We start from the raw sequence: 13,846 nt of genomic DNA, 5'->3' as shown, positions 1-13,846 counted from the left end.
TCCCGACCATCCCAACAACCCTGACAGTGTCCCAAGCGACGGGTGTTCGGTGCGGGTTCACGATGGAGGGAAGCCCGAACGGCGACGATCGACCTAGCTTCTAAAAACTTGAGGTCCGATGGCATGACGCCGCGCGTGAAGACTCTGCTGGCCGGCATGGCGCTCGGGCTGAGTTTCAGCACCACCCCGCTGGACGCCAAGGAATGGAGCGGAACCATCGGTGAGCCCCTCCGCGATTCGAGCGAGCAGGCCCTGCAGCTCGTCGACCATCTGCGCAGCATCGGAGCCCGCTTCTTCGGGGCCTGGACGTGCCCTGCCTGCTTCCGCCAGATGAATCTGTTCGGCAAGCAGGCCGGTGCCGAGGTGCCCTACGTGGAATGCCGCAAGCCTGAAACCCTCCCCGCGCAGGCGGAAGCCTGCCGAGAAGCGGGGATCCGCGCTTATCCGACCTGGGTTCTCTCGGATGGTCAACGGCGCGAGGGCGTCCAGTCTCTCGAGGCCCTGAGCACCTGGACCGGACTGCGCTGAGATGGCGCTGATCCACGGTCTGCATCGACGCAATCTGCGGGGGGATCTGCTCGGTGGTGTCACCGCAGCCGTGGTCGCACTGCCGCTGGCCCTCGCCTTCGGTAACGCAGCGCTCGGACCGGGCGGAGCGATCTACGGCCTGTACGGAGCCATCGTCGCCGGCTTCCTCGCGGCCCTGTTCGGCGGCACACCCGCTCAGGTGAGCGGACCCACCGGGCCGATGAGCGTCACGGTGGCAGGTGTGGTGTCAAGCCTTGCTGCGGTGGGGGTCTCCAGAGATCTCTCCGCCGGCGAAATGCTGCCGCTCGTGATGGCTGCCGTGGTGCTCGGAGGTCTCTTCGAGGCCCTTCTGGGCGTTCTGCGCCTCGGTCGCTACATCACGCTGGTGCCCTACTCCGTGGTGTCCGGCTTCATGTCGGGGATCGGCGCCATCATCCTGGTGCTTCAGCTGGGGCCTTTCATCGGGGTGAGCACCCGCGGCGGAGTCGTGGAGTCTCTCGGCACCCTGCTGTCTGACCCGACGCCGAACCCCGCCGCCATCGCCGTCGGGCTGATGACACTGGCCGTGGTGTTTCTCACGCCGGCACGGATCAGGGCATGGATCCCGTCGCCTCTGCTGGCCCTGCTGGTCGTGACCCCGCTGTCGCTGCTCCTGTTCAGCGACGACCGGCTGAGGGATCTGGACCTCGAGCCTCTGACGCGGATCGGGACGATTCCCGATGGTGGCCTGCGTCCGGTGATGCCTGATTTCAGTCGTCATCTTCCCGAACTGGTGAAGGCAGGCCTGGTGCTGGCCCTGCTGGGGGCGATCGACTCGCTGCTGACCTCGCTGGTGGCCGACAACATCACCCAGACCAATCACGACTCCAACCGGGAGCTGATCGGCCAGGGGATCGCGAACTCCGCAGCCGGTTTCCTCTCAGGGCTGCCTGGAGCAGGGGCCACGATGCGCACGGTGATCAACATCAAATCCGGCGGAGAGACACCGATCTCCGGGATGACCCACTCTCTTGTCCTGCTGCTGGTGCTGCTGGGGGCGGGGTCGCTTGCGGCAGAGATTCCCACCGCTCTGCTGGCAGGGATCCTGATCAAGGTTGGACTGGACATCATCGATTGGGGCTTCCTGCTGCGGGCCCACCGGCTGTCCACCAAAACAGCGGTTCTGATGCACGGCGTGCTGCTGATGACTGTCTTCTGGGACCTGATCTGGGGGGTGCTGGTCGGGATGTTCGTCGCCAATCTGCTCACCGTCGACTCCATCACCCAGGCCCAGCTCGCTGGGATGGATGAGGACAATCCCCACGACGGGGAGGCGGCACTGCCCTCGGACCTTTCTGAGCAGGAGAAGAACGGCATCCGTCGCTGCGGCGATGCTCTGATGCTGTTCCGGCTGCGGGGACCGATGAGTTTCGGAGCCGCCAAGGGGATCAGCGCCCGGATGGGACTGATCAGGAACTACAAGGTGTTGATCCTGGACATCAGTGAAGTCCCGCGCATGGGGGTGACGGCCTCCCTGGCGATCGAACGGATGGTCAAGGAGGCTGAGTCCCTCGGTCGGCTGGCGATCGTCGCGGGTGCCAATGAACGGCTACGGGCAAGGCTGATGGCCTTCGGCATCAACGCGCCCATGACCGATCGTCGTGAGGCGCTCCGACGCGCTGAGGAATTCATCGCTCCGCCACGCTGAATTCTCAATCAGACGTTCGAATCATCTCCGGAGCGTGACACCCGGGGAGTGCATTCTCACCTCTTCAGGCTTCGCAAGGCTGCCTTCCAGGGCAAGCGATTCGGCTTCGGCCAACACCTCCAGACGTTCCATCACCAGCTGGCGTGACCAGCGGGCCTCCGCCAGGGTCCAGTAGATCCCGAAATGACGGGCCTCACTGTTCAGCAGATCTGCGTAAAGCGCTCGCAGCTCAGGATCCGGGCTGTGCTCGGCCAGCAGGGCCATGCGCTCATGGGATCGGGCTTCGATCAAACCCGCCACCAGAAACGAATCCAGCATCCGCTGGGGTTCACCGCGACGGATATGGCCTGACAAGGCAGCTCCATACCCAGCCGAGGGCAACGGTTCCAGATAACGACCTCTGGATTTGATCAGGGTCAGAACCTGCTCGAAATGCTCCAGCTCCTCTCTCGCCAGAGGACTGAGCACCTCCCCGAGACCTGGCTCGCAGAGGTAGCGGAACATCATCTGAACAGCGGATCCCGCTGCCTTGCGCTCGCAGTGGGCATGGTCGATCAGCACCTCCATCGGCCTGGCATTGGCCTGGTCCACCCAGCTCCAGCTCGTGGGGGCCGCCAACCAACGAATCGACTGAATGCTCTTGTCCGGAATCGCGACGGTCATGAGCTGGTGGTGCGCAGATGATGCAGCAACCCCTGCAGGGCCAGGCTGTAGCTTCCGGAACCGAACCCCATCACCACTCCGACGGCCCGATCGGCGAGCAGGGAGCGATGGCGAAAGGGTTCCCGAGCATGGGTGTTGCTGAGATGCAGCTCCACATAGGGGATCGCAACCCCCAGCAAGGCATCCCGCAGAGCGATCGAGGTGTGGGTATAGGCCCCGGCATTGATCAGGATGCCCTGGCTCCTCCCCATGGCCTGGTGAACCTTCTCCACCAGGGCCCCCTCGAAATTGCTCTGAAAGCAGTCCAAGGTCACCTCGGCCGCCTGCGCTTCGGCCTGCAGCTTCTCCTCGATCGACGCCAGGGTGCCGCTTCCATAGAGTCCCGGCTCCCGCTGGCCCAGCAAATTCAGATTGGGTCCGTTCAGCAGCAGCAGATGCATGGGGCTTCAGCCCGGAACTGTTGACGTGATCGTATCGATCTGGTCGGGAGCGACACACCGGCTGGTAAGTTCATGCGGTGTGGTTCGGGTCGGTGCCCGAGTGGTTAATGGGGGCGGACTGTAAATCCGCTGGCTCTGCCTACGTTGGTTCAAATCCAACCCGGCCCACCTTCCACATGCCCTTGTAGCTCAGCGGTAGAGCACTCCCTTGGTAAGGGAGAGGTCACGAGTTCAAGTCTCGTCAAGGGCTTTCACTCCCCTTCACCACCACGGCTGATTGGCAGCCCAGGGCATCAGGGGTGGCGTTCAGGCCGTTCGATGACCAGATGATGATCCCGCTCCGGATGTGATTGGGAAGGGGCAGGTGCTGTTCGCGGCTGCGGTTGATCACCACCTGCAGGCTGTCTGTCTGACCGAGCAGACCGTCGCTGCCGAGACTGCTCCAGATGAGACAGCCCTCCCGGATGGCCGACTGGTGCGTCCGCAGTGCGGCCATGTCCCGGATCAGGGACTGAAGCGCCTCACAGCGGGGCCGGTTCCAGGGGAACCCTTCCCGACAGCCGGGTTCTGGCCCACCCGCCAGGGCGGCCTCGGTTCCGTAATAGACGCAGGGAGCTCCGGGCTGGAGAAACAGGAGAACCAGGGCAAGCTTCAACGCTTCGACATCGCCCTGGAGGCTGTGGAGAGCCCTGGGTACATCGTGGCTGTCCAGCAGGTTCATCTGAGCCCGGGTGACCTCTGGCCGGTACCAGCCCGCGGTGGTGTCCCAGATCCCGATCAGCTGCTCTGTGCTCAGGGGATCCAGCGGATATTCGGGGTTGCGGTAGTCCCGACGCAGGTGATCGCCCGCCACCCAGCAGAGAGTGCTCCAGCCGACGCGGTAGTTCATCACCCCATCGAAGTGCTCTCCCTGCAGCCAGGCTCTGGCGTCCCCCCAGATCTCACCGACAATCCAGGCCTCCGGGTTCACCTCCCGCACCACACGGCGGAACTCGACCCAGAAATCCGCCGGGACCTCCGCCGGCACATCCAGCCTCCAGCCGTCGATGCCGCGCTCGATCCAGTGCCGTCCCACGGCGAGCAGATGGTCCCGGACGCCGGGATCCGCGTGGTTGAACTTCGGCAGATCCGGAACGGCCCACCAGCAGTCGTAACCGCAGTCCATGCCCTCTTCGGGATAGGGACGCACGGGCCAGCTGTGCACATGGAACCAGTCGCGATAGGGCGAGTTCTGGCCGTTCTCCACCAGATGGTGGAAAGCCCAGAAGCCCCGACCGCAGTGGTTGAAGACACCGTCCAGCACCAGACGCATGCCGCGCTGGTGAACGGCGTCGATCAGGGCATCGAGGGCAGCGTTCCCCCCCAGCAACGGATCAACCGTCAGGTAGTCGTACGCGTGATAGCGATGATTCGCCGCCGAACTGAAGATCGGCGTCAGGTACAGACAGGTGACACCCATGCCCTGAAGTTCCTCCAGCGCCTCGATCACCCCGTAGAGATCACCCCCCTGAAACCCCTGTTCCGCGGGGTCGTTTCCCCAGGGTTTGAGCGAAAGCGAGCGCTGGGCCACAACCCTGCCGCTGCAGCGGAAACGGTCAGGAAAGATCTGATAAAGCACCGCATTCGACACCCACTCGGGCGGATCGTTGAAGGCGACCGCACCTCCCATGACCTTTGCAGGCGGCGGTCCCCTCGCTAGCAGGGGAGAAACGGAACGGCCATGGCGGATCAGCCTCTCCTGTTGGCCCTGGATCAGGGCACCAGCAGCTCCAGGGCTGCACTGTTCACCGCGTCAGGGGCGCTGGTGGCCAGTGCCAGCGCCCCTCTGCCGATTCACTACCCCGCGGATGGCTGGGTGGAGCAGGACCCGCAGGCGATCTGGAACAGTCAGCGGCAGGCTCTGATCGATCTGCACAACGCCCTCAGCGAAGAGCAGCGGCAGGCTGTGGTTACCTGCGGCATCACCAACCAGCGCGAAACCACCGTGCTCTGGAGGCGCAGCAGCGGCGCCCCCTGCGGCCCTGCCCTGGTCTGGCAGGACGGACGCACCGCCGATCTCTGTCGTCAGTGGAAGCAGGAGGGACTGGAGCAGGAATGGTGTCACCGCACCGGCCTGCTGCTCGACCCGTACTTCAGCGCCAGCAAGATCCGCTGGATGCTGACGCACCACGAGGACGCCGCTGCTGCCGCTGCCGCCGGGGACCTCTGTTTCGGAACCGTTGAATCCTGGCTGCTCTGGAATCTCAGCGGCGGCCGTCATGGCTCCGACGTGAGCAATGCAAGCCGAACCCTGCTGATGGACCTGGAGCAGCGCTGCTGGGTCGAGGCGTTCTGCGATCACGCCGGCCTGCCGATGGCCTCGCTGCCGGACCTGCTGCCCTGCCGCGGCGACTTCGGACAGATCCGCGAGGGACTCCCCTTCGCGGGACTGCCGATCCAGGCGCTGCTGGGGGATCAGCAGGCCGCCACGCTGGGGCAGCTCTGCCTCCAACCTGGTGAAGGCAAGTGCACCTACGGCACGGGAGCCTTCCTGGTGATCAACACCGGCGAGCGCATCCGTCGTTCCGATGCCGGCCTGCTCAGCACCCTGGGCTGGACGGACGCCGCCGGGACACCCACGTACTGCCTCGAGGGGAGCCTGTTCAATGCGGGCACCGTCGTCCAGTGGCTGCGGGACGGCCTTCAGATCATCGACAGCGCTGATGCAGTGAACCGCCTGGCCATGGAGGTGCCCGATTCCGGCGGCGTGATGCTTGTGCCGGCATTCACCGGCTGGGGGACTCCGCACTGGGACCCGCAGGCCCGGGGCCTGATGGTGGGTCTGACCCGCGACAGCAGCCGTGGCCACATCGCCCGGGCCGCTCTGGAAGGCATCGCGCTCTCCGTGGCGACCCTGGTGGAGCTGGCGGAGAACGCCCTTGGCAAAAGCCTCGGGGAGCTGGCGGTGGATGGAGGAGCAGCCGCCTCCGATCCGCTGCTGCAGGCCCAGGCCGACAGCACCGGGCTGACGGTGCGGCGGCCGGCCAGCCTGGAGAGCACTGCCCGCGGAGTCGCCCTGTTCGCTGGTCTTCAGGCCGGCGTGGTGACGGACCTGCACGATCTTGCTCGGCAGCGCAGCGAGGGAGCCGATCGATTCGAGCCGCAGATCGACACATCCGCCCGCACGGCCTGGCGACGTCGCTGGAATGACGCCGTGACCCGCAGCCTTGGCTGGCATGGCTGACCCAACTTTCGATCTGCTGGTGATCGGTGCCGGCGCAAGCGGTGCCAGCGTGGCCTACGAAGCCGTGCGCCGCGGTCTGTCCGTGGCGCTTCTGGATGCAGGCGACATCGGTGGCGGCACCAGCTGCCGCAGCACGAAACTGCTGCATGGAGGCGTGCGCTATCTGGAGCTCGCCTTCAAGACAGCCGATCTGGCGCAGCTCCGACTGGTGCGGGAAGCCCTGCTGGAACGCGGCCACTGGCTGCGGGAAGCCCCCTTCCTGGCCCATCGTCTCGAGCTGGCCCTTCCCACCGGGACCCTGTGGGGGCAGGCCTACTACCGACTCGGTCTCGGGATGTACGACGCGCTCGCCGGCCGCCAGAACATCGGCTCCAGTCGTCTCCTGGGGCGTCGCCAGCTGGAGCGGACCCTGCCAGGGCTGAAAGCCTGTCAAGGTGCCGTCGCTTACAGCGACGGCCAGTTCGATGACGCGCGTCTGAACCTGTTGCTGGCGCTGACCGCCGCGCGGGGAGGAGCCGAGTTGCGCAGCCACTGCAGCGTGGTGGAGCTTGAGCTGGGAAGCGATGGCCGTCTCTGCAGTGCCGTCAGTGAGTCCAGAGACGGCGTGCGGGAGCGATGGAGGGCGCGGGTGATTGTGAATGCCACCGGCATCGGGGCGGATGGCATCCGCCGGATGGCGGATGCGTCAGCCGCGCCCCGCATGCTCACCAGCCGCGGCACCCACATCGTTCTGAAGGAGCAACTCTGCCCGGCAGGCCTGGGGCTGCTGGTGCCATCCACGGATGACGGCCGGGTTCTGTTCATGCTTCCTTTCTTCGGGCGCACCCTGGTGGGGACCACCGACGAAGCCTGTCCCCAGGCGATGGCCACCCATCCCACCGACGCCGAGCAGGGGTATCTGCTCGATTACGTCCGACGCTGGTTCCCTGGGAGCTCGGCAACGGTGACGAGCCGCTGGGCGGGCGGCCGCCCTCTGCTGAAGCCTGCCGGGGCTGGACTGGACAGCAGCCGGGTGGTGCGGGAGCACGAGGTGGAGACCCTGCCCTGCGGACTGGTGAGCGTGATGGGCGGCAAGTGGACCACATGCCGCCCGATGGCGCTCGACACGCTTGAGGCTGTGGAACAGCAGCTGGGAGCTCCGCTGTCCCCACCCCAGCCCCTGCCCCTGATCGGGGCGGCGGAGACCCCCGACGGCACCGCACAGGGGCTTGAACAGCAGCGGCTGGAGCTGGAGGCCCTGCTCGAGGATTCCCCTGGGCGCAACGAGCAGATCGCACATCTGCAGGGAAGTCACGGCCTGAACGCCAAGGCTCTGATCGAGAGCGCCCCCGCCGCCGATCGCGTTCCGCTCAGCGGGGTGATTCCGATCTGCGCAGCAGAGATCCACCATGCGATCCGCCATGAACACGCCCGCGATGCCGACGATGTGCTGAGCCGGCGCTGCCGACTGGCCATGGTGGATCAGGCGGAGGCACAGCGGTTGAAGCCGCAGGTCGAGCAGGCCCTGGATGGAGCCGGAATCAACCCTGCGGCATGAAGGGCTCAGACTCCACCTCCGCGGCGACCTCGGCATCCACCTCACCGATCAACCACCAGTTGAAGCCGTAGGCCGGCAGATACACGAACCAGCTGCTGGAGGCCTCGGGGAACTCGCAGCCCCACATCACCTCCCGGGTGCGCTCCCCGTCCCAGTCGGAGAGGTCGAGGCTGATCGATGCCCCTGCAGCCGTGACATTGCCGGCCACCAGAACGGTCATCGCCTCGGTGGATCGCACATAGACGATCACGCCCGGATGAGCACAGGAGAGCAGGCGGAAGCCACCGCTGCGCAGGGCGGGAAGCAGCCGCCGGCAGGTGAGCATCCGCCGGTGCCAGTTGAGCAGTGATCCCGGCAACTGCTTCTGCACCTCCACATTCACCACCCGGTAGTCGTAACCGGGGGCCGTGATGGGGGGCAGCACGAGCAGGGGATCGGGAGCCGTGGAGAAGCCACCGTTGCGGGCGGGCGTCCAGGCCATCGGAGTGCGGTTGGGGTCCCGATCCCGCAATCCCGGCCAGTCCCCCATCCCCAGCTCATCGCCGTAATAGAGACACGGCATCCCCGGCATGCTGTAAAGAAGCCCATGGAGAAGCCTGTTCGAGCGGGGGTCGCCGTTGAGCAGGGGCGCGAGGCGCCGATTGATGCCCCAGTTCAACCAGTGCCCCTGCCCTTGCGGCAGTCCGACCCGGATGGTCTGGATCACCTCATCCGGGATCAGATGACCATCCCCCAGCCAGAGCTCATCGTGATTGCGCAATGGCAGAGCCCATCGGCAGCCCGCCACGGCATCCTGCGCCTCCTGCAGACACTGCCCGAGGGTGCGGACACTGCCGCTGGCCACGGCCGCGAACAGGTGGGCCGTGAGAGCGAAGTTGAAGGCACCGTGCAGCTCGTTCTCAGCGAGATAGGGAGCTGCCTCCTGCACCGGCTGAATCGCCTCCCCGAGCAGAAGGATCTCGCGGCCATGGGAGTCGACCCGCTCGCGCAGACGCTGGAGGAAGGCATGGGTCTCCGGCAGCCCCTCGCAGCGGGTGCCCTCCGCTTCGCAGAGGAACGGCACGGCATCCAGCCGGAACCCGTCAACGCCCCGCTCCAGCCAGAAGTCCACCACCTCCAGCATCCGCTCCTGCACCCAGGGGTTGGCGTAGTTGAGGTCGGGCTGATGACGGAGGAAGCGATGCAGGTAGTACTGCTCGGCAACCGGATCCCATTCCCAGTTGGAGGCTTCGAAGTGACGGAACAGAACCGGGGCGTCGGCGTAGCGCCTCGGGTCATCGCTCCACACATAGACATTCCGCTCGGGGCTGTCCTTCGCAGCCCAGCGCGCCCTCTGGAACCAGGGATGGAGATCACTGGTGTGATTCAGCACCAGATCGAGGATCACCTGCATGCCCTGACCATGGGCAGCGGTGAGGAACCGATGGAAGGAGGCGAGATCGCCCAGATCCGGATGGATGTCGTTGAAGGCGGTGATGTCATAGCCGCCGTCCCGCAGGGGTGAGGGGTACACCGGCGTCAGCCAGAGCGTCTTCACGCCAAGCCATCGCAGGTATGGCAAGCGGCTTGCCAACCCCTTGAAATCTCCGATGCCATCGCCGTTGCCATCGGCGTAGCTCCGAACGATCAGCTGATAGATGACGGTGCCGGACCACCAGGGCTGGGCTGCGTCCATCCCCCGGACATTGCTGAACCACTGCTAGACCCGATTGGCCTGTTCGTCAGCCCTGTGCCCCTGACTTCTGCCCATCTGGAGTCGATGCGTGACCTGGTCGGGTGTGGCCGGAGTCGGCCGATCGCCTGGAGACAGACGCAGCTGAAGCAGCTCCGCTCCCTTGTGATGAGCCATGAGCAGGAGGTGATCACCGCCCTGGCCAGCGATCTCGGCAAGCCTCCGACGGAGGCGTTCTTCGAAGTGGTCGCCCTGCTCCAGGAGCTGAAGCTGACCGAACGGAAGCTCCGCCAGTGGATGCGTCCCCGCCGGGTGACGGTGCCGCTGGCCCAGCGACCTGGCCAGGCCTCCGTTGTGTCCGAGCCCCTCGGATGCGTGCTGATCATCGGTCCCTGGAACTACCCCTTCTCCCTGACCCTTCAGCCGCTGATCAGCGCCCTTGCCGCCGGCAACACCGCCGTTCTCAAACCCTCCGAACATGCTCCGGCCGTGGCGGACCTGATCGCCCGGCTGATTCCCCTCCACTTCGAACCTGAAGTGGTGCGGGTGGAACAGGGGGATGGGGCCGTCGCCGCCGCTCTGGTGGCCATGCCCTTCGACCACATCTTCTTCACCGGCGGCGGCACGATCGGAAGCCGGGTCCTGTCGGGGGCCGCCGCGAATCTCACTCCCGTGACCCTGGAGCTGGGGGGCAAAAGCCCGGCGATCGTGCTTCCAGGAGCTGATCTGGAGGTGAGCGCCCGGCGTTTGATCTGGGGCAAGGGGCTCAATGCCGGGCAGACCTGCATCGCACCTGACCATCTGCTGGTGGCGGACGGCCTGCAGGAGCCGCTGCTGGCAGCGATGACGGAGGCACGCCAGGAGATGTACGGCGAGGCGCCGCTGCGTTCCGATCAGCTGGGGCACATCGTCAATGACCGTCAGTTCCAGCGGCTGGAAAGCCTGCTGGAGGGAGCCCGGGCGGCTGGACGGATCCTCCTGGGCGGCGAGGTGAACCGGGATGAGCGCCGCATCGCCCCAACCGTGATCCGCGTGGAGAACCGGCAGGACCCGCTGATGGCTGACGAAGTCTTCGGTCCGCTGCTGCCGCTTCTGGATCTCGGCGACCTGGACAGCACCCTTGCCGAGATCCGACGAGGCCCCAAACCGCTGGCGCTGTATGTCTTCGGAGGCAGTGATGAGCAGCAGCAGCATGTGCTGAACACCACAAGCTCGGGAGGCGTGTGCATCAACGATGTGGTGATGCAGGCCGGGGTCCCCGACATGCCCTTCGGGGGCGTCGGTGGCAGTGGCATGGGCAGTTATCACGGCCAGAGCGGTTTCGACACCTTCAGCCATCGCAAAGCCGTGCTGCGACGCCCCTTCCGGTTTGATTTCAAGGTGCGCTATCCCCCCTACAAGCTGGACCTGAACGTGCTCAGACGCCTGGCCGGCTGAAGGGAATGATGGGTTGACATCCCTTCCGCAGCAGCGGCTCTGGGGACTGGCGCATCCGGGAAAAAACCGTACATTCAAGTCAGCTCAGGTCAACGCATGCGTCTGCCCTCTTTCGCCGCCCTTGCCCTGACGGCCCTTCTGCCACTGTCCGCGGCGGCTGCAACGGTGACCGTCCGTTCCGGAGAGACACTGTCCGACATTGCGGCGCGTTACGACGTCTCCGTGGCTTCCCTGATGCGGCTCAACGGCATCAAGGACCCCGACCACGTCGAAATCGGCAGTCGCCTGAAGGTTCCCGGCCACGCGGCCTCAGCCACGGCCGGGCCGGGGCGTCACCGGGTGAGTGAAGGAGAGACGCTCGGTGAGATCGCGGTGCGGTATCAGATCAGTTCGCGCGATCTGATCGCCTTGAACGGCCTCCGCAATGCCGATCATGTGGAGCTTGGTGAAACGCTGAAGCTGCCGGCGAACGCCGTGCTCCCGGTGGCCAAGCCGAAAAAGGAACCGATCAAAGTTGTTCCCGGTGCCAGCCAGCACACCGTCGGGCAGGGCCAGACCCTGAGCCAGATCGCCCGGGCCTACAACCTGCCGATGACGAGCCTGGTGAGCTTCAACCAGCTGGACAATCCCGACCAGGTGACGGTCGGCATGCGTCTTTACCTGAAGGCGCCGGTGGCAACGGTCCAGACCGCCAAGCCCCAGACGGCGGTCAAGCCTGCAACAACCGTCAAACCATCAACAGCCGTCAAACCATCAACAGCCGTCAAGCCGACGACAACCGTTGTCGTCAACACAGCCACTGCGCCGGTCAAGACAGCCACCAAGCCTGTTGCTCAGAAACCGGCAACGAAACAACCAGCGGCCAAGGCATCGAAACCGGTTGATGCGGTGATCGCCAAGCAGGCTGACTGGCGGACCTATGGCCCTCTGCAGGTGGACTGGGCCAACTGGCGCCCGATGGGAGGCAGCCAGGTCGTGCCGAGTCTCAACGACCAGGGACAGGCCCTCTATCTGGCCGTGAACTGCTCCGCCGGAAAGATCAACGCCACAGGCGCTGATGGCAGCTGGAAAGCCTGGGCCGCCCCCTCCAGCAGCTTCGAGAAGGATCTCGTCAAGGATCGCTGTCAGGCCCGCGCCTGACGCGGCTCAAGCCGCGTAATCCAGCGGCCAGGGGTCATCGAGGAAGCGACGTCCGCTGTCCCTCAAGTACAGCCTCTGGACGCCATCGTCACTCTCACGGATGAGCTCCTCCTGAACGAGACGACGGGCCAGCCAGGTCCAACGCTCGTTGCGACCGGGCTCAACCAGGGCCAGACGCTCCCCAAGGCGCCGCAGATCCGTGCCGTCCTTTTCCGCCAGATGCTCAAGCAGGGTCTGGGCCTGAGTTGACCAGTCGCGCCGATCCGGGGTTGCGGTGCAGCGATCACAACGGCCGCAGGGTTGAACGAGTTCGCCCACTGTCAGCAACAGAGCCTGCTCCCGGCACATCTCCCCTTCGGCCACCGCCTCCATCCTCCGCAGCTGCTGCTGGGCAAGATCGAGTCGGCTGCGCTCATCCGCTGAAATCTCGCCCCGAGCCCCCGCCTGCATCGCCCAGCCGAGGCTGGTCCTGTCCCCCGGTGAAAACAGCACGAGACAGTCGGCCGGCAGACCATCACGCCCGGCTCGACCTGACTCCTGCAGATATCCCTCCGGCGTCGAAGGCAGATCGAGATGCAGAACCAGACCGACATCGCCCCGATCCACTCCCATGCCGAACGCCACAGTGGCCACCAGCACAGGGCGCTCCTGGTCGAGAAACTGGGTCAGAGCGAGCTGGCGCGCCTCAGGATCCAGTCCGGCGTGGTATGGCGTTGCCGGGATCTCCTGCTCCTGCAACCGCTCGGCCCAGCGCTCCACGGACCGCCGGGTACGGGCGTAGATCAGGGTGGCCCCTCTGGAGGCCTTCAGAGCCTCCAGCACCATCGGCATTGGGTCACGGGGGCGTCGGCGCATGGCGTAGCGAAGATTGCTGCGACGCGCTGAGCTCACCTGCACCGAAGGACTCCGCAGGTCCAGCAAGCGGATGATGTCCGCCCGCACACGGGGGGCTGCTGTGGCACTGAGAGCCAACATCGGCACTCCCGGACAGAGACTGCGGATCTGACCGAGCCGTCGGTAGTCCGGGCGGAAGTCATGCCCCCAGGCGCTGATGCAATGCGCCTCATCCACCGCCAGTGCCACCAGTCGCCCCTCGCTGGAGTGGTTTTCGAGCATCTGCCGGGTCGCCTCCCCTTGCAGGCGCTCAGGTGCCAAGTAGAGAAGACGCAGCGATTCATCCCGCAGTGCGCTCAGAGCCTTCCTGCGGCGATCGGGAGCCAGACCCGCATGCAGACAGGCTGCGGCGATGCCGCGTCGCTGCAGCTGCAGCACCTGATCCTCCATCAGGGCGACAAGGGGAGAGATGACCACGACGAGGCCACCGCGCACCAGAGCGGGCAGCTGATAGCAGAGCGATTTGCCGCCGCCGGTGGGCAGCACCGCCAGGGCGTCTCGCCCCGCCAGAACGGCTTCCACAACAGGGCGCTGCCCAGCCCGGAAGCTGGACCACCCGAAATGTTCCTGGAGCGACTGTTCCAGACGGTCCAATCCACACCAGATCTAGTGAACCCAGTTTAGG

General features: G+C 65.6%; 11 protein-coding genes and 2 tRNA genes. 8 read left to right on the top strand and 5 right to left on the bottom strand.

From position 1 onward, the window contains the following. Positions 1-123: 123 nt before the first annotated feature. Positions 124-528, top strand: coding sequence for a vitamin K epoxide reductase (locus tag KR49_RS10760; RefSeq protein ID WP_253912755.1), 405 nt, complete (start codon positions 124-126; stop codon positions 526-528). A 1-nt stretch (position 529) separates the two neighbouring features. Further along, complete coding sequence (locus tag KR49_RS10755; protein WP_043695196.1) at positions 530-2,215, top strand: SulP family inorganic anion transporter; 1,686 nt, start codon at positions 530-532, stop codon at positions 2,213-2,215. Positions 2,216-2,236: 21 nt separating this feature from the next. Here KR49_RS10755 and KR49_RS10750 read toward each other — a convergent pair whose 3' ends face one another. Together KR49_RS10750 and aroQ are read right to left on the bottom strand one after the other, a co-directional pair. Next, positions 2,237-2,878, bottom strand: a complete 642-nt coding sequence (locus KR49_RS10750) for a tRNA-(ms[2]io[6]A)-hydroxylase (RefSeq protein ID WP_043695193.1) — start codon at positions 2,876-2,878, stop codon at positions 2,237-2,239. Further along, positions 2,875-3,318: a type II 3-dehydroquinate dehydratase gene (aroQ, locus tag KR49_RS10745; protein WP_043695191.1), complete on the bottom strand. Its 444-nt coding sequence runs from the start codon at positions 3,316-3,318 to the stop codon at positions 2,875-2,877. The genes KR49_RS10750 and aroQ overlap by 4 nt, the downstream gene beginning before the upstream one ends. 86 nt (positions 3,319-3,404) lie before the next feature. Between aroQ and KR49_RS10740 the strand changes: the two genes are divergently transcribed. Then, positions 3,405-3,486 (top strand) — tRNA-Tyr (locus tag KR49_RS10740). A 10-nt stretch (positions 3,487-3,496) separates the two neighbouring features. Next, positions 3,497-3,568, top strand: a tRNA-Thr gene (locus KR49_RS10735). Here the strand turns inward: KR49_RS10735 and KR49_RS13045 are convergent. Then, entirely contained in the window at positions 3,560-4,987 is a 1,428-nt protein-coding gene (locus KR49_RS13045) for a glycoside hydrolase family 13 protein (RefSeq protein ID WP_052378332.1), read from the bottom strand. The genes KR49_RS10735 and KR49_RS13045 overlap by 9 nt on opposite strands. A gap of 51 nt (positions 4,988-5,038) precedes the next feature. Here KR49_RS13045 and glpK point away from each other — a divergent pair, with 51 nt between their 5' ends. Together glpK and KR49_RS10720 are read left to right on the top strand one after the other, a co-directional pair. Continuing rightward, a complete protein-coding gene (gene glpK, locus KR49_RS10725; RefSeq protein ID WP_043695186.1) occupies positions 5,039-6,541 on the top strand; it encodes a glycerol kinase GlpK in 1,503 nt (500 codons plus the stop codon). Beyond that, a complete protein-coding gene (locus KR49_RS10720) occupies positions 6,534-8,078 on the top strand; it encodes a glycerol-3-phosphate dehydrogenase/oxidase (RefSeq protein WP_043695183.1) in 1,545 nt (514 codons plus the stop codon). Before glpK ends, KR49_RS10720 begins: the two co-directional genes overlap by 8 nt. Here KR49_RS10720 and KR49_RS10715 read toward each other — a convergent pair. Next, positions 8,062-9,753 carry an alpha-amylase family protein gene (locus KR49_RS10715; RefSeq protein ID WP_043695180.1) on the bottom strand — a complete coding sequence of 564 codons (1,692 nt, stop codon included), beginning with the start codon at positions 9,751-9,753 and terminating at the stop codon, positions 8,062-8,064. The two genes, KR49_RS10720 and KR49_RS10715, sit on opposite strands and share 17 nt — an antisense overlap. Positions 9,754-9,837: 84 nt before the next feature. Between KR49_RS10715 and KR49_RS10710 the strand changes: the two genes are divergently transcribed. Together KR49_RS10710 and KR49_RS10705 are read left to right on the top strand one after the other, a co-directional pair. After that, entirely contained in the window at positions 9,838-11,187 is a 1,350-nt protein-coding gene (locus KR49_RS10710) for an aldehyde dehydrogenase family protein (protein ID WP_156957257.1), read from the top strand. Between the two features lie 96 nt (positions 11,188-11,283). Continuing rightward, positions 11,284-12,327 carry a LysM peptidoglycan-binding domain-containing protein gene (locus KR49_RS10705; RefSeq protein ID WP_043695175.1) on the top strand — a complete coding sequence of 348 codons (1,044 nt, stop codon included), beginning with the start codon at positions 11,284-11,286 and terminating at the stop codon, positions 12,325-12,327. A gap of 6 nt (positions 12,328-12,333) precedes the next feature. Here KR49_RS10705 and KR49_RS10700 read toward each other — a convergent pair whose 3' ends face one another. Continuing rightward, the gene (locus tag KR49_RS10700) at positions 12,334-13,815 is read right to left on the bottom strand and encodes an ATP-dependent DNA helicase RecQ (protein WP_043695172.1); all 1,482 of its coding nucleotides are present in this window, start codon (positions 13,813-13,815) and stop codon (positions 12,334-12,336) included. Positions 13,816-13,846 lie beyond the last annotated feature (31 nt).

Source organism: Synechococcus sp. KORDI-49 (assembly GCF_000737575.1).
Taxonomy (GTDB): Bacteria; Cyanobacteriota; Cyanobacteriia; order PCC-6307; family Cyanobiaceae; genus Parasynechococcus.
This window is presented reverse-complemented; position numbering and strand designations above follow the sequence as displayed.

Bases quoted from the DNA above. Each gene is read 5' to 3' on its own strand.
- KR49_RS10760 (WP_253912755.1), top strand. From the start codon at position 124: ATGACGCCGCGCGTGAAGACTCTGCTGGCCGGCATGGCGCTCGGGCTG.
- KR49_RS10755 (WP_043695196.1), top strand. From the start codon at position 530: ATGGCGCTGATCCACGGTCTGCATCGACGCAATCTGCGGGGGGATCTG.
- KR49_RS10750 (WP_043695193.1), bottom strand. From the start codon at position 2,878: ATGACCGTCGCGATTCCGGACAAGAGCATTCAGTCGATTCGTTGGTTG.
- aroQ (WP_043695191.1), bottom strand. From the start codon at position 3,318: ATGCATCTGCTGCTGCTGAACGGACCCAATCTGAATTTGCTGGGCCAG.
- KR49_RS13045 (WP_052378332.1), bottom strand. From the start codon at position 4,987: ATGGGAGGTGCGGTCGCCTTCAACGATCCGCCCGAGTGGGTGTCGAAT.
- glpK (WP_043695186.1), top strand. From the start codon at position 5,039: ATGGCGGATCAGCCTCTCCTGTTGGCCCTGGATCAGGGCACCAGCAGC.
- KR49_RS10720 (WP_043695183.1), top strand. From the start codon at position 6,534: ATGGCTGACCCAACTTTCGATCTGCTGGTGATCGGTGCCGGCGCAAGC.
- KR49_RS10715 (WP_043695180.1), bottom strand. From the start codon at position 9,753: ATGGACGCAGCCCAGCCCTGGTGGTCCGGCACCGTCATCTATCAGCTG.
- KR49_RS10710 (WP_156957257.1), top strand. From the start codon at position 9,838: ATGCGTGACCTGGTCGGGTGTGGCCGGAGTCGGCCGATCGCCTGGAGA.
- KR49_RS10705 (WP_043695175.1), top strand. From the start codon at position 11,284: ATGCGTCTGCCCTCTTTCGCCGCCCTTGCCCTGACGGCCCTTCTGCCA.